The 21,044-nt window shown below is 62.7% G+C and carries 12 protein-coding genes and 1 pseudogene; 8 read left to right on the forward strand and 5 right to left on the reverse strand.

Translation table 11 applies throughout. From position 1 onward, the window contains the following. Positions 1 to 99 precede the first annotated feature (99 nt). Positions 100 to 912: an exodeoxyribonuclease III gene (gene xthA / locus HWQ56_RS11035; RefSeq protein ID WP_176570493.1), complete on the reverse strand. Its 813-nt coding sequence runs from the start codon at positions 910 to 912 to the stop codon at positions 100 to 102. Positions 913 to 1,132: 220 nt separating this feature from the next. Between xthA and HWQ56_RS29565 the strand changes: the two genes are divergently transcribed. The 6 genes and pseudogenes from HWQ56_RS29565 (at position 1,133) to HWQ56_RS11060 (ending at position 12,894) form a co-directional block, all read left to right on the forward strand. Next, positions 1,133 to 5,458: an RHS repeat-associated core domain-containing protein gene (locus HWQ56_RS29565; protein WP_176570494.1), complete on the forward strand. Its 4,326-nt coding sequence runs from the start codon at positions 1,133 to 1,135 to the stop codon at positions 5,456 to 5,458. Next, positions 5,455 to 5,907 (forward strand): type IV secretion protein Rhs, encoded by a 453-nt coding sequence (locus HWQ56_RS11045; RefSeq protein ID WP_158157881.1) that lies wholly within the window; start codon positions 5,455 to 5,457, stop codon positions 5,905 to 5,907. Before HWQ56_RS29565 ends, HWQ56_RS11045 begins: the two co-directional genes overlap by 4 nt. Before the next feature lie 483 nt (positions 5,908 to 6,390). Continuing rightward, positions 6,391 to 6,549, forward strand: a pseudogene (locus HWQ56_RS29570) (RHS repeat-associated core domain-containing protein); the annotation flags it as partial. 218 nt (positions 6,550 to 6,767) lie between these two features. Beyond that, complete coding sequence (locus tag HWQ56_RS11050) at positions 6,768 to 7,418, forward strand: GNAT family N-acetyltransferase (protein ID WP_176570495.1); 651 nt, start codon at positions 6,768 to 6,770, stop codon at positions 7,416 to 7,418. 65 nt (positions 7,419 to 7,483) lie between these two features. Then, positions 7,484 to 9,211, forward strand: coding sequence for an autotransporter assembly complex protein TamA (locus HWQ56_RS11055; RefSeq protein WP_176570496.1), 1,728 nt, complete (start codon positions 7,484 to 7,486; stop codon positions 9,209 to 9,211). 8 nt (positions 9,212 to 9,219) lie between these two features. Next, positions 9,220 to 12,894 (forward strand): translocation/assembly module TamB domain-containing protein, encoded by a 3,675-nt coding sequence (locus HWQ56_RS11060; RefSeq protein WP_176570497.1) that lies wholly within the window; start codon positions 9,220 to 9,222, stop codon positions 12,892 to 12,894. A gap of 42 nt (positions 12,895 to 12,936) precedes the next feature. Here HWQ56_RS11060 and HWQ56_RS11065 read toward each other — a convergent pair whose 3' ends face one another. Together HWQ56_RS11065 and HWQ56_RS11070 are read right to left on the reverse strand one after the other, a co-directional pair. Then, positions 12,937 to 13,323, reverse strand: coding sequence for a Mor transcription activator family protein (locus HWQ56_RS11065; protein ID WP_158157876.1), 387 nt, complete (start codon positions 13,321 to 13,323; stop codon positions 12,937 to 12,939). Between the two features lie 352 nt (positions 13,324 to 13,675). After that, a complete protein-coding gene (locus HWQ56_RS11070) occupies positions 13,676 to 13,846 on the reverse strand; it encodes a hypothetical protein (protein WP_176570498.1) in 171 nt (56 codons plus the stop codon). Between the two features lie 153 nt (positions 13,847 to 13,999). Here HWQ56_RS11070 and HWQ56_RS11075 point away from each other — a divergent pair, with 153 nt between their 5' ends. Continuing rightward, the gene (locus HWQ56_RS11075) at positions 14,000 to 14,188 is read left to right on the forward strand and encodes a hypothetical protein (RefSeq protein ID WP_158157875.1); all 189 of its coding nucleotides are present in this window, start codon (positions 14,000 to 14,002) and stop codon (positions 14,186 to 14,188) included. Positions 14,189 to 14,221: 33 nt separating this feature from the next. Here HWQ56_RS11075 and HWQ56_RS11080 read toward each other — a convergent pair whose 3' ends face one another. After that, complete coding sequence (locus HWQ56_RS11080; protein WP_158157874.1) at positions 14,222 to 14,584, reverse strand: fe2+ zn2+ uptake regulation protein; 363 nt, start codon at positions 14,582 to 14,584, stop codon at positions 14,222 to 14,224. A 163-nt stretch (positions 14,585 to 14,747) separates the two neighbouring features. Further along, positions 14,748 to 19,823, reverse strand: a complete 5,076-nt coding sequence (locus tag HWQ56_RS11085) for a dermonecrotic toxin domain-containing protein (RefSeq protein ID WP_176570499.1) — start codon at positions 19,821 to 19,823, stop codon at positions 14,748 to 14,750. A 161-nt stretch (positions 19,824 to 19,984) separates the two neighbouring features. Here HWQ56_RS11085 and HWQ56_RS11090 point away from each other — a divergent pair, with 161 nt between their 5' ends. After that, complete coding sequence (locus HWQ56_RS11090) at positions 19,985 to 21,013, forward strand: Ldh family oxidoreductase (RefSeq protein ID WP_176572384.1); 1,029 nt, start codon at positions 19,985 to 19,987, stop codon at positions 21,011 to 21,013. Positions 21,014 to 21,044 lie beyond the last annotated feature (31 nt).

The raw sequence follows: 21,044 nt of genomic DNA on the forward strand, positions 1-21,044 counted from the left end.
TAGAAATCCACTTTTTTGCAGCAAAACGTTTAGAAATACCGTTTTCGCCGGTGGTTTGGAGCGCTTTGAAGGTCTACCGGCAAGCCGCGTCCTGCAACCTCAGGTGAGCTTCAACCAGATCGGCGCGTGGTCCGAAGGCTTCTCCATTCCCCTCAGTTCATAATCCACCCCTGCGTCAGCCACCCGCGGCAGCAGCCCCTGGGAGGCCATGATCAGGTCGATGCGCAGGCCGCGCTTGGGCTCGTCCTCGAAGCCGCGGCTGCGGTAGTCGAACCAGCTGAAACGGTCGGCGACGTCGGGGTTCAGGTGGCGGAAGCTGTCCACCAGGCCCCAGTTCTTCAGGCGCGCCATCCATTCCCGTTCTTCGGGCAGGAAACTGCATTTGCCGGTTTTCAGCCAGCGCTTGGCATTGTCCGGGCCGATGCCAATGTCGCTGTCTTCAGGGGAAATGTTCACGTCACCCATTACCACCAGGGGTTGGTCGTTGGTGAACTGGCCTTCGAGCAGGGCTTGCAGGTCTTCGTAGAAGCGCTGCTTGGCCGGGAACTTGGTGGGGTGGTCGCGGCTTTCGCCCTGGGGGAAGTAGCCGTTCATGACGGTGATCGGCGTACCGTTGGCGTCGGCGAAGGTGCCCCAGATAAACCGGCGCTGGGCATCTTCCTCATCGGTGGCGAAGCCCTTGTGCAGGGCCAGCGGCGCCTGGCGCGAAAGCAGGGCCACACCGTAGTGGCCTTTCTGGCCGTGGAAATGCACGTGGTACCCCAATGCCTCGACTTCCGCCAGCGGGAACTGTTCATCGCTGACCTTGGTTTCCTGCAGGCCGATGACGTCGGGCTGGTGCTTCTCGATCAGCGCCGCCAGCTGATGAGGCCGGGCGCGCAGGCCGTTGATGTTGAATGAGACGATCTTCATGGAGGCGGCGGTCCTGGGCAAAAGGAGGATGCTAACGGATGGGCAGGGGGCAGGGCCAGCGGCGGGAGGCCAATGGATGGCTTGCTGGATCACGAGGTTATATTTTGTCTCAGGTCCAGGTGGCGTTGTTCCTGGGTTAATGAGTAAGCTTCGCGTTTATTTTGAATCAGGCAGGATGCCACGATGCGTTGTCATGCTTCGATGAGTCCGTTACGACTTCATGGCTGACGGATTTTGGGCCGCCCGCGAGGGCGACGCCCTGATGCACTCGTCGATGATGGCCGACATCCTCGGCGGTGTGCTGGAAGTGGCCGCCTACGCGGCCATCGGCGCCTTGGCCACCGCGGCGGTGGTAGCTGCCACCGGGATCACCGTCGCCACCGGAGGGCTGGGCGCCTGCGTATTCGGCGCGGTCATGGGGGTGGCCGTCGGCATGGGCATGAGCGCCACGGGCCTGGACCACGGGCTGACGAATGTCTGCGAGGGTATCGCCAACGCCGTATTCCCGCCGGTGGTGCAGGCCAACATCCTCACCGGTTCAGGCAACACCTTCATCAACGGCCTGCCTGCTGCGCGCGCCGCCGGCAAGCTGGGCAGCCCGGCCGAAGCTGCCGGCACCGATATCCCCCCGCCAGAGCCCGAGGAAGGCAGCTTTCTGGACATGGCCAAAGGGTTCTTCTCGCAGCTTTGGCAACCGACGGTGGCCATGGCCTCACCCCTGGCCGTCCCGTGCCAGGAGGACATCATCACCTGCATGAAGCACCCGCCCGGTGCGCCGCAGTTTCTTGCCGAGGGTTCCAGCAAGGTCAGCATCAACGGCCAGCCGGCGGTGCGCAGCGGCGACCGCAGCACCTGCGAAGCGACCGTGGTGAGCTCGGGGCTGATTTCTTCCAACGTGCGCATTGGCGGTGGCCCGGTGGTGGTGCGCGACATTCGCAGCGGCAAGACCCCGGGTGTGGGGTTGGCCATCAGCGTGCTCATGGCGCTGCGCGGCGGCAAGGGCAAGTTCTTCAGCCGCCTGCCATGCATGGCGTTGGGGTTCGTCCGTGGCTTTGTGGTCGATCAAGCCATCGGCGCCGCCGCCAACGCCGTCATCGGTTCGCCGCACCCAGTGCATGCGGCCACGGGTGCCAAGGTGCTCAATGGGGATGACGACACCGATTTTGTCTTGCCAGGGATCATGCCGCTGGAATGGCGGCGCTTCTACAGCAGTGCCGACGTGCGTCGTGATGGTCTGTTTGGCGCAGGCTGGAGCGTGGCTTTCGAGGTACAGGTCGAGGTGTTGGCGCACCCCGACGGTGGTGATCAACTGGTCTACACCGACGAGCAGGGGCGGCGCATCGAGATGGGCTCGATTCCCTTGGGCAGCGCGGTGTTCAGCGCAGGGGAAGGGCTGAGCGTACGGCGTCATGCCAATGGCCAGTTGCTGATCGAGAGCGTCGACGGGCTGTATCGGTTGTTCGACCCGGTGAATGCCAGCTCGCTGCGGTTATCGCAACTGGGCGATCGCAACGACAACCGCCTGTACTTGAGCTACGACGACCTTGGCCGGCTGGCGCGTATCCACGATGACCTTGAGGTGGTGCAGGTCGAACTGCTCTACGACGCGCAATGGCCGCGTCGTGTGGCGGCGATTGATCGGGTCTATCCAGACCAGCGCCGCGAGCGTTTGGCAGAGTACCGCTACGATCATGCTGGCGATCTGGCCCAGGTCATCGATGCTGAAAAACGCCAGGTTCGCCATTTCGCCTACGACACCGGGCGCCGCATGGTCGAGCACCAGCTGCCCGCCGGCCTGCGCAGCTTCTACGAATGGGCGCCGTTCGCCGATGACGATTGGCGGGTGGTACGCAGCTGGACCGACGATGGCGAGCAGTACCAGTTCGACTACGACCTTGACCTGGGCCTGACGCGCATCACCGACGGCTTGGGTCGCCGCAGCACGCGCCAGTGGAACGCTCAGTTCCAGATCATCCGCAGCACTGACAACCTGGGCCAGACCTGGCATTTCGACTGGAACGACGAGCGCCAGTTGCTGGGCGCCGTCGACCCCAAAGGCGGGACCTGGACCTTCGCCTACGACGACAGCGGCAACCACGTGGCGTCCACCGATGCGCTGGGCCAGACCCGGAGCACGGCATGGCTGGATATCTGGTCATTGCCCCTGGCTGAAACCGACGCGGCCGGCAACAGCTGGCGCTACCGCTATGACCCACGCGGCAACCTGATCGAGGAAATCGACCCGCTGGGCCACGTCACCCGCTACCGGCATGACCGCCGCGGGCAAGTGGTGGAGATCATCGATGCCACCGGCAAGTCGACGAAACTGCGCTGGAATGATGCCGGGCAGGTCACCCAGCACGTGGATTGCTCTGGGTACCCAACGGCGTTTTCCTACGACAAGCGCGGGCACCTTGAAGCGGTGACCGACGCCTTGGGCGAAAGCTCCCTGTACCACCATGATGCCCTGGGCCGCCTGACCCGCAGCGAACTGCCGGACGGGCGCAGCGAACAATTCCTGCGCGATGCCAGCGGGCAACTGCTGGCCTACACCGACCCTGCCGGGCACACCACCCGTTACCAGCGCGACCGCCGCGGGCAAGTGCGCCAACGCCTCGACCCCATGAACCGCCAGGTGCAGTTCAGCTACGACCCCTATGGGAGGTTGCAGGCGCTGACCAACGAAAACGGCGAGAGTTACCGGTTTACCTGGGACGCCGGTGACCGCCTGATCGAACAGCAGGACCTGGACGGCAGCGCCCGGCGCTACGGCTACGATGCGATGAACAGCGTGATTGCCGTGCAATACCGTCCGGCGCCGCACGGTACGGGCCTAGCCCTGATACAGGACGGCGCGCCGATATTGCATTGGCTGGAGCGCGACGCCATCGGCCAGTTGCGAGCCAAGCTGACCGACGATGGCCGTACTGCCTACACCTACAATCCTGTCGGCCAGCTCACCGAGATTGGTTTCACTGGCTGGGACGGCAGCGAACAGACTTTGAGCTTCGCCTACGATGCCCTTGGCCAATTACTGCAAGACACCAGTGCCGCTGGCACCTTGCAGCACCACTACGACGAACTCGGCAACCTGATCCAGACCCAATTGCCGGACGGCCGCTGGCTGAACCGTCTGTACTACGGCAGCGGCCACCTGCACCAGCTCAACCTCGACGGCCGCGTGATCAGCGACTTCGAGCGCGACCGTTTGCACCGCGAAGTACTGCGTACCCAAGGCCTGCTCAACACCCGCAGCGACTACGACCGCAGCGGCCGCCTGCGCAGCCGCATGCGCCGTTTCAGCACCCAGCCAGCCGTGCTGCCGGCACCGGGGCAAAAGCGCTTCGAGTACGACCCCAGCGACAACCTGATTGGGCGCTTCGACCAGCAACAGGATGAGCGCCGCCAGGATCTGCTGCACTACGACGCCACCGGCCGAATCATGGCCGCCCAATCCGGCGCCCGCACCGAAACCTTCGCCTACGACGCCGCCGCCAACCTGCTCGATGGCCCTGCCGCTGGCGCTGGGCTGGTGGTGCACAACAAACTACTGACCTACCAGGACAAACGCTACCGCTACGACGGTTTCGGGCGGCTGATCGAGAAGCGCAAGGGTAGCCATGTGGTGCAGCGCTTCAGCTATGACGCCGAGCACCGCATCAAGGAAATCCGCACCCAGGATGGCCATCGCGAGACCGTGCTGCACATGGCGTACGACCCGCTGGGGCGGCGGATTGGCAAGAGCGAGCATGACGGCAAAGGTTTTCCGCTGGGCGAGACGCGGTTTGATTGGGATGGGCTGCGGCTGTTGCAGGAGCATCGGCATGGCCACACCAGCCTCTATCTCTACTCCGGCGAAGGCAGTTACGACCCGCTGGCGCGCGTGGACGGCACGGGGCCTGAGGCGAGGATTCGGTATTACCACAACGACCTCAACGGGCTGCCCGAGCAGTTGACCGAAGCGGACGGTCATACCGTGTGGCGGGCGAAGTATCAGGTATGGGGCAATACGGTCGAGGAGGTGCGCGAGCCGTACTACATTGAAGAGCAGAACCTGCGGTTTCAGGGGCAGTACCTGGACCGGGAGACGGGGCTGCACTACAACACGTTTCGGTTTTATGATCCGGATGTGGGAAGGTTTGTTTCGCCGGATCCGATTGGGTTGGCGGGTGGGATCAATCTCCACCTCTATGCTCTGAATCCTTTCGGTTGGGTTGACCCATGGGGTTTAAGTTGCTCTAGCGGGAAGGACGCTTACGAGCAGGCCCGTGACAAGGCATTGAGTTGGCTTTCGAAACGTGGGTTCAAAGCTGAGAAAGTCAATGTCGGGAAATTTGGAGGTATCAAAGGTAAGCCTGTAGGCATGAGTACCCTAGATGGAAAGACAGGTTTTAGAATTGAGTACGATAAACGCAGTGGTGCTCACATAAACGTATTCAGTGGGAAAGAAAAAGGCGATCACTTTGAGTTTGATGTTCCGGAGTCGGTCGTCACTAAGCTTCAGAACTTATTTAACTTGCCCTCTAAGCCTTGGAGAGATTTATGACGTTGGATCAAGAGGTCAGGGATGCCATCGGAAAATTGAAAGGTAGCCATGAGATTATTGAGTCTTGGGAGGGGGTTGCTGCCCTGTTGTCGGAGTCATTTCCATGGGCTGGATCTAAAATCGATTGGGATCTGACCTGTTGTCATGATTGTATTGCTTTAAAAGGGGGGCGCGTCGAATGGAGTCAGGTTGCTGCGGATTTTACTTTTAAAAAAATTAATGAAGAACAAAAAACAGAGGGGCGATACATTTACTATGTGAATGACTCTGCACTTGATTTTGCGGTGAAATTTCCAGTTGCTCAGATGGTGGATTTTGTCCGATTTGTTGTTGAAGCTGTCCCCCAGCATCATTATTTTTTCGACGCCTCTGCAGCGTGGTGCTTGGTAGTGAGTTCGGAAGGCTATATTGATTTTGGGTGCTGTAAAATTCCATCGAAAGACCGGTAATTGACAAAATCGTGGTGCCCCCAGAATTGCAAAAAAAACAGGAGGGCTAGAGTTAGATGTGGTTAACGTGGTGCGAAGAGGGGAATTTTTTTTCGCAGACTGTATAGCGATTACTGGGGTGGGCGTTTTTGGCTATCATTTGATCGATAGAAAGCTTGTTCTGGATAACGGGTTGTGCGTCGATCTTAACGATACTACCGATATATTTGAATCTTTCGCATTATTAATTGGTGGCGCAGTCTATGCGGGGGGGAGGCGGCGGCACATGGTTCATGTGGTTATTTTAGCAAATGGGTGGAAGGTGCTTTGGAATGGGCGCTTATGTCGTTGGACTCAGATCCTTTTGTCAATGTTCAACAGCGAGGTAAGACGATAGCTTTTGTTTCTTCGTCGGGCTCCGTGTGGTTGGTTGCAGAAGGCGAGAGTGGCTTGGAAATAACAGTGGAAAATTAAGGGGATCGGGCTGGCTGTTCTAGCATTTAACAACTGATGCGGAGAACTGTGGGCAATACGGTCGAAGAAGTACGCGAGCCGTACTACATTGAAGAGCAGAGCCTGCGGTTTCAGGGTCAGTCCTTGGACCGGGATACGGGGCTGCACTACAACTCGGATGTGGAGCGGTTTGTTTCGCCGGATCCGATTGTGTTTTCATAGCGTCTGGAAAAGATATTTTAAGTTTTGTTCGTGCTTCGCTATTGGTGGGTGACTTGCGAAAATACAGTGCATACAGACCCCAGTATTGGCATTGAGGCTTGCACCGAGCCCCCAGACTGGGAATCAGGGAACCTTGGCCCACGCCCGCACCCCAATACAACAACGCCCCGCACTCAAGCGGCGCCCGTGCTGCAAGGAATTCAAGCATGCCTGAAATCGTCAGCGAAACCGCTCAGATCGTGTTGTTGGACAGTGGCTACGCCAGCGAAGCCCGTTCGCTGCTTTACCATGCCTACCGCCATGAACCCACCTTCGCCTACGTGTTCGATGCCCAGCGCCCGGGGTATGAGCAACGGGTGCGGGCCACGGTGCGCGAACTGGTCAAGCAGCATTTCCTCCAGGACCTGCCAGGCATTGGCCTGCTGCACCAGGACCGGCTGGTGGGCGTGGCGTTGATCGCCCCGCCGCAACGGCGCCTGGGGATCACCGAAAGCTGGGCCTGGCGCCTGCGCATGTTGCTCAGTACCGGGGTGCGCTGCACCCGTCGCTACCTCGAGTATTACCAGTCGGTGTTGGCGTGCCTGCCCAGCGACGCGGTGCACGTGCTGCCGCTGCTGGCCATCCACCCGGAGTTCCAGGGTCACCATTTTGGCGAACAGTTGCTCACTGCCGTGCATAACTGGTGCGCCGAGGACGAACATTCCCAGGGGGTGGTGCTGGACACCGGCAACCCGCGCTACCTGGCCTTCTATGAGCGCCAGGGCTATGAGGAAATTGGCGAGATCGCCGTAGGCCCGGTACGCGAACATGTGTTCTTCCATGCCAACCCGCAACATTTGGTACACATTCACGCCTAGAATCAATTTCTTGCGAGGGCTCCTTCGCTCTTAAAATAGCGCTTTACCGTGATAGCATCCGCCCCATGAAGTTTTCAGGACGATTTACCCGCGGTCTGGTGTTGCTGTTCACGAGTTTTGCCGCCCATGCGCAGAGCGAACTGGTGGTACAGGTCAAACCGGCCAATTCAGGGCTCAAGGCCAACATCGAAGGTTACATCGGCAGCCTCGGCGACCGTGACGCCGAGGCCCTCGAGCGGTTCAGCCACGGCGCCGAGGAGCAGGCGCTCAAGGCGGCCCAGGCCCTGGGCTACTACCAGGCCCACGTCGCCAGCCAGGTGAAGGACGGCAAGAACCCGCAACTGGTGCTGAGCATCGAACCGGGCGAGCCCATTCACCTGCGCAACGTGAGCATCCGCCTGGAAGGGCCTGCCAGCCAGTTCAAGCAGTTCCGCCTCCCGGACAGCCCGGACTTGCGCGCCGGCGCGGTGCTCAATCATGGCCACTACGAAGATGCCAAGCACCTGATCCAGAACCAGGCGTCGCGCTACGGCTATTTCAATGGGCGTTTTACCCGTCAGACCCTGGCCGTGGACCCCGCGGCCGGGGTGGCGGACATCGAACTGGTGTATGACAGCGGGCCGCGTTACAGCCTGGGCGCCGTGCACTTCGAGGGTGATACGCCGTTCGATGACGATCTGTTGCAGCGCATGGTGCCGTTCAAGCCCGGCACCCCTTACGACTCGCAACTGGTGGCCGAACTCAACCAGGCGCTGCAGTCCAGCGGTTATTTCGAAAGCATGCGCGTCGATGCCACGCCCACCAATGCCCAGGGGCAGGTCATTCCCGTGGATGTCCAACTCAAGACCCGCAAGCCACGGACCGTGGGCATCGGCCCCGGCTACTCCACCGACGTGGGCCCGCGGGTGAAGGCCAACTGGACGCGTCATTGGGTCAATTCCCACGGCGACAGCTATGGCGCCGAAGCCGAAGTATCGGCGCCCCGGCAGAACATCGGGCTGTGGTATGACACCCCGTTGGACCCACCCCTGACCGACAAGCTGCGTTGGGCCGCCGGTTACCAGTACGAGGAGATCGCCGACACCGATAGCCTCAGCAAGCTGCTGACGGTTGGGCCCGAGTGGCACAGCAAGTTGCCCAGTGGCTGGCAACGGGTCATTTCGCTGAAGTGGCAGCGCGAGGAATACCGCTTGGGCAACGACAGCGGGCTGAGCACCCTGTTGATGCCGGGCGTCAGCTACAGCTACCTCAAGAGTGACAACAAGGTAGACCCGCACAACGGCTACCGCCTGCAATTCGATACCCAGGTGGCCAAGGAAGGGCTGGGGTCGGACGCCAACCTGATCCATGGCAACGTGCTGCTCAAAGGCCTAACCACCCTGGGCGAGAACCATCGCCTGCTCGGCCGCGTGCAGTTTGGTGGCAGCGCCACCAACGGCTACAAATCGATTCCGCCCTCGCTGCGCTTCTTCGCCGGCGGCGACCAGAGCGTGCGCGGCTACGACTACCAGACCCTGTCCCCGGAAAATTCCGATGGCGACAAGATCGGCGGCCGCTACCTGGTGGCCGGCAGTGTCGAGTACCAATATTCCGTTGCCGAGAAATGGCGCATCGCGACGTTCGTCGACCAGGGCAACTCGTTCAATGACCTCAAGCTGCCCAGCCTGAAGACGGGTGTCGGCGTGGGCATTCGCTGGGTCTCGCCAGTGGGGCCGATCCGTGTCGACCTGGCCCATGCGCTGGAAGACCCGGGCGGTTTTCGCATTCACTTTTCCATAGGGCCTGAGCTTTGAATCGGCTGTTGAAACGCGGCCTGCTCTGGGCCGGTGGCGGTGTCGTCGCCGTCGTGGGGGTGGTGGTGCTGGGCACCACGCTGGTCCTGGAAACCAATGGCGGCAGCCGTTGGCTATTGGCCCGGGTGCCGGGCCTCACCGTGGACCATTTCGAGGGGCGGCTGGGCGGCCACTGGCGCGCCGACCAGGTGACCTGGGAGCAGGGCGGTACCCGCCTGCAGTTGCAGACTCCCTTGATGGAGTGGTCGCCCTCGTGCCTGCTGCACCTGACCCTGTGCATCGAACGCCTGGAAGTAGAGCAGATCAGCCTGACCCTGCCCCCGAGCGCCCCGGCCAGCAGCAGTGAACCCTTGCAACTGCCCGATCTGAAATTGCCCATCAGCCTCAAGCTGGGCGAGGTGTACCTGGGCAGCGTGCAGGTCGACGGCAGTGAGCAGGTGCAGAAACTCAAGTTGGCGGCCCAGTGGACCGCCGACGGCCTGCGTATCGACACGCTGCACGCCGAGCGTGGCGACCTCGGCCTGGACCTGACCGGTACCCTGGCGCCCGGCGGCCGCTGGCCGTTGAAAGCCCAGGCCCAGGTGCAACTGCCGAACATGGGTGAGCAGCCCTGGCACCTGGCTCTGGACATTGACGGCAACCTGCTTGACAGCCTCAAGCTGCAAGGCCAGAGCAGCGGCTATCTGCCTGCTACCCTGGAGGGCGAGGTGCAGCCGCTGGCGGACAACCTGCCCACGCAGTTGCATATCGTGTCCGAGGCGTTCAAGGCGGCCCCCGGGCTGCCCGACACCTTGCAACTCAACCAGGTCGACCTGCGCGCCCAGGGCGACCTCAAGGCCGGCTACCAGATTGTCGGCAAGGCACGACTGCCCGCCGAAGGGCAGCCCATGGACCTGGCGCTCACGGGCGTCGCCGATGCCAAGGGCGCCCAGGTGCAGGGCCTGCAACTGGGGGCCAGTGAGCAGCAGCGGGTCAAGCTGGCCGGCAAGGTCAGCTGGGAGGACGGGTTGAGCGCCGACGCCAAGCTTGATTGGCTGGACTTCCCCTGGCACAGCCTGTACCCGCACATCGCGGCGCCTCAGGTCATCGCGCATCGGCTCAGTACCGAGGTGTCGTACCGCAATGGCAATTACCTCGGCAATTTCAGTGGCGATTTCACCGGCCCGGCGGGAGCCTTCAGCCTGGTCACCCCATTCAGTGGCGACCTGGGTCAGGTGTTTCTTCCTCAACTGGAACTGACCGCGGGTAAGGGCAAGGCCACCGGGGGCCTCACCGTGCAGTTCGCCGATGCCGTGCGCTGGGACGCCGCGCTGGACCTGAGTAACCTGGACCCTGCCTTCTGGGTCGCCGAACTGCCGGGCAACCTCGCCGGCACGCTGCGCAGCAAGGGCGAGTGGGCCAATGGCGCACTGCGTCTGGACGCTGACCTGGATCTCAAGGGGCGCTTGCGCGGTCAGCCTGCCGTGCTACAGCTCAAGGCCCAGGGCGCCGACCAGCGCTGGACCTTGGCCAACCTCGACGTTCGCCTGGGTGACAACCACGTCAATGGCAGCGCCAGCCTGGACCAGCGGCTGGCCGGGCGCATCGACCTCGACCTGCCACGGCTGGGCCAGCTATGGCCGCAGTTGCAGGGGCAGGTCAAGGGCCGAATCGATGCCGCCGGCACCCTGCAGGCGCCCCAGGGCGATCTGGTTCTACAGGGCCAGGGCTTGGCCCTGGGCGACAACCGTTTGCAGAGCCTCAAGCTCGGTGCCACCTTGGACAAGGCACAACGTGCCGACCTGACGCTGGAAGCGGCCAACATTCGCGCCGGTGAAACAGCGTTGGGTACCCTCACCGCCAAGGGCAGCGGTGACCTGCGCAAACAACAACTGCAGCTTGACCTGAAAGGACCGCAACTGGTGCTCGCGCTGGGGCTGGACGGCGGGCTGGACAAGGGCAACTGGCGCGGCCGTCTGGCCAGCGCCGAGGTTCAGGCAGGCGGCCAGGACTGGCGCTTGCGCAGCCCGGCCCGCCTGGAACGCCTGGCCGACGGCAGCCTGAACCTGGGCGCCCATTGCTTTGCGTCCGGCCAGGCCAGCCTGTGCGGAGAAGACCAGCGGCTGATGCCTGATCCCAAGATTCGCTACCACCTCAAGCAATTCCCGTTGCAGAGCCTCGCGCAGTGGCTGCCCAAGGACTTTTCCTGGCAGGGCCTGCTCAATGCCGATCTGCAACTGGACCTGCCTGCCAGCGGCCCCAAGGGCCAGGTCGTGGTGGATGCCAGCGGCGGTACCTTGCGCCTCAAGGACAAGACCCAGTGGCTGGATTTCCCCTACCAGACCTTGCGCCTGACCAGCAGCCTGGCGCCACGGCGCATCGACACCCAGTTGCAGTTCCAGGGCGAGCACCTGGGGCAGTTGCAGGTCAATGCACGCATCGACCCGCTGGCGGCCAACAAGCCGCTCTCGGGAGACTTTCGCCTGCAGGGCCTGGACCTGGGCATCGGCAGGCCGTTCGCGCCCATGGTCGAGAAACTGGCCGGGCACCTGGACGGCAGCGGCCAGTTGAGCGGCACGCTGGTGGCGCCGAAGGTCAACGGCAACCTGACCTTGAGCAATGGCGAAGTGGCGGGGGCCAAACTGCCCATCAGCCTCGAAGCCTTGCAAGTCCAGGCCCACATCGCTGGCGAGAGCCTGGCGCTGCAGGGCAGTTGGAAAAGTGGCAAGGCGGGGCGGGGCAGCCTCGATGGGCATGCCCAGTGGGGCCAGGCCCTGGCGGCGGATATCAGCCTCAAGGGTGACCGCCTGCCAGTGACGGTCGAGCCGTATGCCGAGCTCGAAGCCGCCCCCGACCTGCATATCCAACTGGCCGACGACCGCCTGGCGGTCACTGGCAAGGTGCTGATTCCTACCGGTGCGATCACCGTCCGCGAGCTGCCGCCTTCGACGGTCAAGCTGTCCGACGACACGGTCATCGTCGGCCACCAGGCGGCGCCGACGCAGGCGCCGATGGCCATGGCCATGGACATCAACGTGGAGGTGGGCCAGGACAAGCTCAGTTTCAATGGCTTTGGCCTGACCGCCAACCTGGCCGGGCACGTGCACATCGGTGATAACCTGGACACCCGCGGCGAGCTGAACCTCAACGATGGCCGTTACCGCGCCTATGGCCAACGGCTGACCATCCGCCGCGCGCGGTTGCTGTTCGCCGGGCCCATCGACCAACCTTACCTGGACATCGAAGCCATTCGCCAGACCGATGACGTGATCGCGGGCATCCGCCTGAGCGGCAGCGCCGAGCAGCCCACCACGGAGGTGTTTTCCGAGCCCAGCATGAGCCAGGAGCAGGCCTTGTCCTACCTGGTACTGGGGCGGCCGTTGAGCACCACCGGGGAGGATAGCAACATGTTGGCCCAGGCAGCCTTGGGGTTGGGATTGGCAGGCAGTTCCGGGGTGACCGACAGCCTGGCCAAGAACCTGGGCATCAAGGACTTCCAGCTGGATACGCAGGGCAGCGGCGACGCCACCAGCGTGGTGGCCAGCGGCAACTTGTCGGAGAAGCTCAGCCTGCGCTACGGCGTAGGGGTATTCGAACCCGCCAACACCATCGCCTTGCGCTACAAGCTGAGCAAGAAGGTGTATGTGGAGGTGGCCAGTGGTGTGGCCAGCTCCCTGGACATTTTCTACAAGCGCGACTTCTGATCGCCCCGCCAGGGGCGGTCCTGGCTACGACGGCAACCTGGCTCAGGCGTCATGGGCCAGGTTTTCCTGCCGCCTGATATTGCCGATCTGGCGCAGGCTCAGGCCATACTTGTCCGCCAGCTCGCTGCGTGAGCTACCGTTTGAGCTTTCCTCGTGAATTTGCCGGTTGCGCAGTTGACGGCAGAAATGATCCGCCTTGGGAATTTCCAGTGCCAGCCCCGCGAAACGCTCGATCAAACGGGCCAGGGCTTCGGGCGGCAGGCTCTTGGCCAGCGCCGTGCGTTGCGGGTGCTTGGGAATGTATTTGGGCCTTCCGCCGTAGAGGCAGGTCAAACGGTAGGCATGTTCTACACCGACACAATCGATCAGGCGTTGCAGCGAGTGTGGCAGTTGGCTGATGTCGACTTGCTTGAGGTCGTTGATATCCACGTTGACGTCCTTGTGATGGAGATAGGTTGGCGTCGTACCTGACCATTGCCCGGTACTGAGGCAGATTCTATGTGGTATTTCCCGGCGCTACAGACGGCAACGGTGATAGGGGAAGTAGGAAAATGGGCGTTGTGTTGTAGCGCGAATCACCTGGTCAGGGCTGTAGCCCACGGCGGCCGCTACACTAGGGGTAGAACACTTGCCAAGGGTCGGGGAAGGTGCGAAGGCAAGCCTTGGCGCGGTGAATAGTTACGCCCAAAAGAAACGGGGGGAAAGGCACTCAGGGTGGGCGCGTTGCTGGTTGGCCGGATAGCGGCCAAAAAAAACGAGCCCAGGGGCTCGTTTTCTGTCATCAGCGTCCTTGCATGAAGCCGGGGCCGCCACCATGGCCGCCACCGAATCCACCGCCACCGCCACCGCCGTGGCCACCGCCGCCACCACCGCCCGGTGGCATGAACATCCAGCAACCGCTCAGCGACACGGTCATGAGAAGGGGAATCAGCAGAGTGATTCGACGCAGCATGGGTAAATCCTCATAAGTGAAGCGCTCGCCCACAAAGCAGGGCGGGCACTGTAATATGAGACCCTGAAAACCCCGGCGCATCCCCGCGATCGGGTATGTGCTTGGTGTGTCGCTGGACACAGAGCCGATACAAACGAACCAGGAAAAAGCTCCATGACCCAGAAGCAGCGCCTTATCTATTCCGTGATCATTTCCCTTGTCGTACTGGCCATCATGCTGGGCCTTTCATGGATGCAGAAAGGCGGCATGATCGGCGAGAAGCCGTTCCAGTACATCGCCATTGGCGTGGCGGTGGTCGTCGTCGTGCTGAACGGCATCATGCGCCGCAAGGTCAAGCCCTGAGCAACCCCATCGAGCACGCCTAGCCATGCCCGCTCAGGAATAGCGGTAAGGGCTCAGCATCGCCAGCGCCTGCTGGCTCAGGGCATAGGTCTTGTCGGCCTGTAGCTCGATGACCCCTTCGCTGCACAGGCGCTTGAGCACCTCGCGCACACTGAGGAACGACAAGGGAATGTCCAGCTCCTGCAAGTGGCTGTGCACCGTGCGCACGCCGACCGTGCGGCCCTGTTGTTCGGCACTGAGCAAGGTGTCGATGACCTTGAGCCGGATCAGGCTGGTGCGCAGGCCGAAGCTCTTGAGCAGCTCTTTTATCTGGGTGTTGCCGCCGCGGCCAGTAGGCGCCGACGCCGCTGAATGCGCCGCGTGTGCGGGCGATGACGGCATGGATGAGTTGTGCATGTGATCACTCCTGTTGCAGAGCAGGTCCTGGATGTTTCGTCGCTCATGCGTATAAGACGAATGGACCGCCGTAATCATGACCCCCTCTGTGTGGAAAATTTGTCATTTCAGAGGGGCGGCCGGATCAACGGTTGCGATCCGGCCGGCCAGTGCGCTGTCGTTTTCAGCCCGCAGGGGCCTCGAAGCGCTCACGGCCCAGTAGTGACACCAACAGGGCGACCGAGTCGGCATTGGCCAGGATAATAGCGGTGCGGACAGTTTCATCCAGCAAGAACAGGTCCCGCGCCGCATCCAGGGTTTTCGCGCCGCTGAGTTGCAGCACCCGCTTGAGCGCATTGCCCTCCTCGGGGCCCAGGTCTCGCTCTGCCAGCGTGACCCGGTCCATCACCCGGAACAGATCCTGGCGTGGTGTGCGGTGGGACAAGTAAGTGCGCGGCAGTATCAAGGCATTGATCACGGCCTGGTCGGCCGGGCTGCTGTTGCGGTACACGTCATCGAAGGGCCTGAAGGCCCCCAGGTAGGCGATGTCGTTGGTCTTGTTGGCGATGTGCGACAGTTCGTGGATCAGGTTGACGGCCTGATAGTGGGCGTAGAGGTTGAAGCCCTTGGCCGGGTCTACCTGCTTGAGCAGGTCGGCATCGACGCGAAAGAACACTTCGCTCAGGTAGATATCGTGGTGCGAGTCCGAGGGAAAGGTCAGGGCGACGGTTTGCGAGTACCCAGGGCCGTTGCGCCCGATCACGAAGCGGTCGGAGGTCGCCGGTGCCAACGAGGGGTCGAGCAGCTCGGTGATTATCTGCTCGAACTGCACCCGCAGCTTGTGCAACAGTTGAGTCGAGCTCGCCTTGATACCGAAGAAGCCCTTGAGCAAAGCCTCGGTCTGTACCGGCAGTGGTAGCCATTGCTGCTTGGCGTTCAGGTTTTCCAGAGCATTGGTCAGGTAGCTGCGGGCTTGCTGGTGCGCGGCTTCGATCATGTTGGCGTAAAGGGTGTCCATGGCGCGGATTTGCGTCATGCCCCGGGCCTGCACCTCGAGTACGCCCCTGAGGTCGCTCTCGATCAACTCCTCCTCGAACTCCCGGGCCGTGTTGCCGCCGCCGCGCAAGCTGTCACCGCCGATGGCGTGCCACTGGCGTTCATTGCTCCAGCGAATACGCGGGCCTTTGCGCTGACCGTCGATGATTCGCCAGGCGTCTTTGAATGGCTCGACCTCGTAGACTTTGCCTTGCAGGATAGCGAAGCAGCGCTGGTCCTTGAGAAACAGGTGCAGGGCTGGGTCCTTGGTCATGGCCCGCAACTCCAGCCCAGGCACTTCGAAGCTGCTCAGGCGTGCGCTCAACTCCGTGTTCCAGCCGTCAGTGCGCCATGAGTAGGCCGGTGTGGCGCGCCAGCGTGAGGCGGTAGGCTGGCCCTCCTCGCGGGTAGCGGCCGCATTGCGTTCGCCCAACAGCAAGAATAGCCCGGCCGTAAACCGGGCCAGGGCCTCACCCCAGCGGTGGTTGAAAGCCGCGTGCAGGGAGGAGGCCAACCAGTCCTTGGATTGCCACAGGTTGACCAGTGAACTGAGGGCCTTGGGCAGGAACAGCGCGCCCAATTCGGTGCCTAACGTAAGCAGTTGCACGAACGCTCGGCGGTCCGCCTCCGAGGTAGTGACGGTGTTTTCCAGTGCCAACCGTTGCATCAACGCCACGGTGTCGTCGAACAGGTAATGCAGCGCATTGCCTTGCTCGACCGGGGAGTCGAAGGTGACCGCCAGGGGCTTGACCGGTGGCACGTCGAAGATCGAATTGCCCAGCTCCGGAAAATGCGGGTGGCGCATGCCGCCATGGCGGTAGCGGGTGCGCACGTCAGCGGGCAGGCGCGCGATGATTTCTTCCTGCAGGGGAGCGCTGGCCAGCACCTTGGCCAGCAGGTCGGCCTGGTGCTCGAACTCTCGCAATATAGGGCCAGTACCGTTGAGTGTGTAGAGCACCAGTGGGCCTTTGCTGGGGTTGGTAGGGCCGATCAAGTGCATACCCACGGCAACATCCGGCGTGCCGCCTTCACTGGCCAGCATCTGGAGCGGCCGAATGGCGATTGCCTGGCCGTCTACGGGCAGGCGGGCCATTGCGTCAGGCATGGTTATCACCGCCTCGATGTAATCGCAGGCGCGCCGGCTCAACGTGCCTTCCAGTACCTGTTGAAACGCTATCTGGACCACCTGAGGGGAAACCAGTCGCGAAAAGCGCCGGCGCCGCTCGGTGTAGAAGGAGGAGCTTGGACTGAACTCAGTGGCCAGATAAGCCTGGTACTGGGACGCGATATCCAGTTCGCGAATCATGGCGCGGATACCCTCGGCGTGCAGCGCATCGGGTACTGCGCTGCCATCGGCCATGGTCAGGCTCACCACGGGCGTTTGCACCGCCGTCAGTTGGTCGACCGCGCACCGGGTCAGTGTCTGGTTCACCCGCGTGGTTTGCGCCGCTGTGGCATTGGTATCGCCCACCACCGGCGGCGCTGGGGTGTAGTGTGTCAGGGTGACGAGGATGTTGTCCGGGTCGGGTGTGTTGACCGGGATCAGGGTGCGCAATGTTGCCTGCAATTTGGTGCGCGTGAAGGCGTGCAGGTCTTGCAGCCCGAAGAGGTAGTCGTTGAGGGGCTGCTGAACGGCCAGGGCGCGCCGGAGCAATTCGACGTACCGCGTCATGTCGGCGCTGCTGGCCTTGCCCAGCCAATGGGGCAGGGTATTTTCCATGTGCTTGACCTGCAACGCCACGTCCAGCCCGGCCATGGTGTAGCGCAAGGCGGTGCTGTGGCTGGCGTAGTCCACCATGAGCCTGAACAGGTTGCCTGGAAAGCGACAGCGCACGGCCAGCTTGCGCGCTTCATCGGCATATAGCTGCTGGCGCGCCAGTTCGTGACTCTGGGTGGACTCCAGCCAGTGGCCCTCGATGCGCCATGGCTTGCAGGTAATCAGCAGGTTGCGGTTGCGCTTGATGTTCGCGATCAGCAACCCGCGGTCACCCGGGGGGAGTAGTTCCAGCCAGGCATCCTTGCTCTGGGGATCGTTGAAGCGTCCGACCACCCAATGCAGCAGGGCCGGCAGATTGTTGAACTGTTGCAACCCATAGAGCACCGACCACAGCAGGACTTTGCCGGTGGGGTCGTCGGCGGCATGGATGGCCACCGTATAGCTCAGTCGGGCGGCGGCGCGATCGTTCATGAACTTCAGCGTCAGGCCGTGTGCCAGGAAATGGCCAGGGCCCTTGGCCTGGCGCTGGCGTTCCAGCGGGAAATCGAGCAGTTGCTGCAAGCCTTGGACTAACGTTCCGTCCAGCAAGGGGGCCTCGCTTTCTACCTCGTATTCCAGCCGTACGGCTTGTTCGAGGATGGCCACCAGCGCCTTCTGCGGTTCCACCCAAGCGTTACGAGTGCGCCAGCCCCGTTGGGCCTCGAGCATGCGCCGGTGGTGGGCCAACAGGCGCGGCGCGTTGTCGTTAAGCAGGGTTTTCAGCAGGGGCCATGGCAAACTCGGCAGTAGCACGCCATCCTTGTCCAGCACATGGCGATCGACATCGGGGCCGCGCCCCGTGGGTTGGCTGACCCAATCGAGCAACAGCTGGCTCACCGGAATACGTTTGTTGGTGTCGCTGCCGGTCGGTGTATGTGCGGGTATGTAGGCATAGACGTTTGTGCTGTCCAAATGCGGGTCGATGACGCTCAGCGCGGGGTCGAGCAAGACATGGGCACAGTCCTCCAGACCCGGTTGCTGTCGGTAGAGGCCCTCCATGCGCTGGGTCAGCTCCTTGACCAGCTGTAGCCGCCGGGCGTCCTTGGATACGGCCGCGTTGACCATGGGTGTCATTCCAGTGGCGGTGGGACGCGTCGCCCACCGCGGGCACAGGCCGCGATTGAACAGGCGCAGGTCCAGCAACGGTCGCAGGTCCAGGGCATTGTCGATTTTGACAACGGCCGTGTCGGCCTCGCCAGTGGGCGCTTGGCGCAGTGCGTGGCCGAGGTCAGCCTGCTGTCGTGCGTGGATGGCCTTGGCACAGGCCAGGAACGGCCTGCTGCCCAATTCACCGGACACCCGCCGGGGCGCGGACAGGCTCCTCCACTTGTGATGGTCAGCTTGGGCCACGGTCGGCGGCAATGCATGGCCCTTGAGCTGCTCCCACAAGGCGTCTTCATTGAAATAGCGTTGCAGGTAACCGTTGCCGTCGTACAGGAACCGGTCGGGCCATTGTGGGTGCACGAACCACAGGCACCCCTGCAGGGCGACGGTCACGACCTTGTTTTCGACCTCTTCCACCAGCGACAACCATCGCGCCGACTCGCCTGGGGGGGCTGACCCTTGCACGGCCCTGCGTAACCATTGGAAGTGCGCCTCGGTGATGATTTCATTATGGCGTGCCTGCAACAGGCTTTGGTAGAAGCCTTCTTCCAGGACCCTGGCCACCGCCTCTTCCTGGCCCGCCCAGTGGCTATCCAGCGCCTGGGCGTAAGCGGGCGCCAAAGCGTCGCGGCTTTCCTGCATCAATTTATCCATGGCCTGGGCCGCCTCATCGCCAAGCACATTGCCCTCCAGGTCCAACCAGCGGTAATGGCAGTTGGCCGGTAGCGGCTGCGCGGCGAACTGCTGCAGGGCGACGCTGGCCAAGTCTGGCGCGCTGTGCACGCGGTCGGCCTGGCTATCATGGACTTGCACCCAATGGTGCCGAGGTGGTTGGGGGCGGTCCTTGAACAGGGCGGGCAAGCGGCTGGCGACGGTTTCGCTCAACTGCCCGGCCAGGTCGGGGGTGCGTTCCAGCCATTCGGCAGCCAGCGTGAGGGTCAGGGCGCGCTGCTGCACATATTCGGTCATGCAGCCGTCGAACAGGTCAGGCGCTTGTACCAGGGTCAGTTCATAGTCGGGCCCCTCCCTGCCGGTAATACCGCTGAGCCGGTTGAGCTCGGCATGCAACGCCACACGGTCGACGAAGCGCTGCAAGCCATCGAGGGCCGACCACAGGTAGACCTGACGCTGGTCGACGTCGGCGTGGCTGAACACCCGCGCGCCCACCAGTCGTGGGCAGAGCGCCGTGGCATTGGACAACCCCAGGCGGTCCAGGCGCAGGCCGGTGTCGGTGACGTCAAGCTGCGATAGCCAGACGTACTCATGGGCATTGATCACTTTGGCCTGCAACGCCGCGAGCACGTCGCGGTGATAACGCGACTCCAGCCCGTGGGGCAAAAAGAACGGCAGTGTTTTTCCGTGCATGATGAGACTTCCCTGTGAACGTGATGGCCTGGCATCGTAGCCAGCGCGATGACAGGAAGGCGTTAGACATGTAGTACGGGGGCGGGCTATTGACAGCCCGGGGGCGCAGAGGGGTAAATCCTTGGGAAGCCTCGTCCACCCAGGAGCACCGAATGTCCGAGATGTCCGGTAGTCACCCGCCCAGCGAACGCCTGCCGTTCGAGGCGCTGGTGCAGTTGTTGCAAACCATTTTCGTGCGCCATGACGTTAGCCAGGAGGTCGCCCAGGTGCTGGCGCATAACTGCGCGGCAGCCCAGCGTGATGGCGCCCATAGCCATGGGGTGTTTCGTATCCCTGGGTATCTGTCCTCCCTGGCCAGTGGCTGGGTGGACGGGCGTGCGGTACCGGTGGTCGAGGACGTGGCGGCCGGTTTCGTTCGCGTGGATGCCGGTGGCGGCTTCGCCCAGCCGGCGCTGGCCGCGGCGCGGCCGCTGCTGGTGGCCAAGGCGCGGGAGGCCGGCATCGCGGTGCTGGCCATCCGTAATTCCCACCACTTCGCAGCACTGTGGCCCGACGTCGAGCCGTTCGCCCAGGAGGGGTTGTTGGCCCTCAGCGTGGTCAACAGCATGACCTGCGTGGTGCCCCACGGCGGCCAGCGGCCGCTGTTCGGTACCAACCCCATCGCGTTTGCCGCGCCGTGCCAGGGGTTGGCGCCGATTGTGTTCGACATGGCCACCAGCGCACTGGCCCATGGCGATGTGCAGATCGCCGCCCGGCAGGGGCACGCAGTCCCGCCGGGCACTGGCGTTGACCGCGACGGTCAACCCACCACCGACCCCCAGGCTATCCTTGACGGCGGTGCCTTATTGCCGTTCGGCGGGCACAAGGGCTCGGCCCTGTCGATGATGGTTGAACTGTTGGCCGCCGCCCTCACGGGTGGCAACTTTTCGTTCGGCTTCGACTGGAGCGGTCACCCCGGGGCCAAGACACCGTGGACTGGGCAATTGATCATCGTGATAGACCCCGATAAAGGGGCTGGCGGTGATTTCGCTGCACGCAGCCGTGAACTGGTCGAGCGCATGCAGGCGGTGGGGGTGACGCGGTTGGCGGGGGAACGGCGCTACCGGGAACGGGCGCGGGCGCAGGTGGAGGGGGTTGAAGTGGGGCGCGAAGAACTGGCGCAGCTAGTGGCTTTGAGCTTGCCCGCGTGAAGGTTGCCCCAGGCTGCAAGCCAGGCACACG

Origin of the sequence: Pseudomonas eucalypticola, assembly GCF_013374995.1 — a bacterium.
Taxonomy (GTDB): domain Bacteria; phylum Pseudomonadota; class Gammaproteobacteria; order Pseudomonadales; family Pseudomonadaceae; genus Aquipseudomonas; species Aquipseudomonas eucalypticola.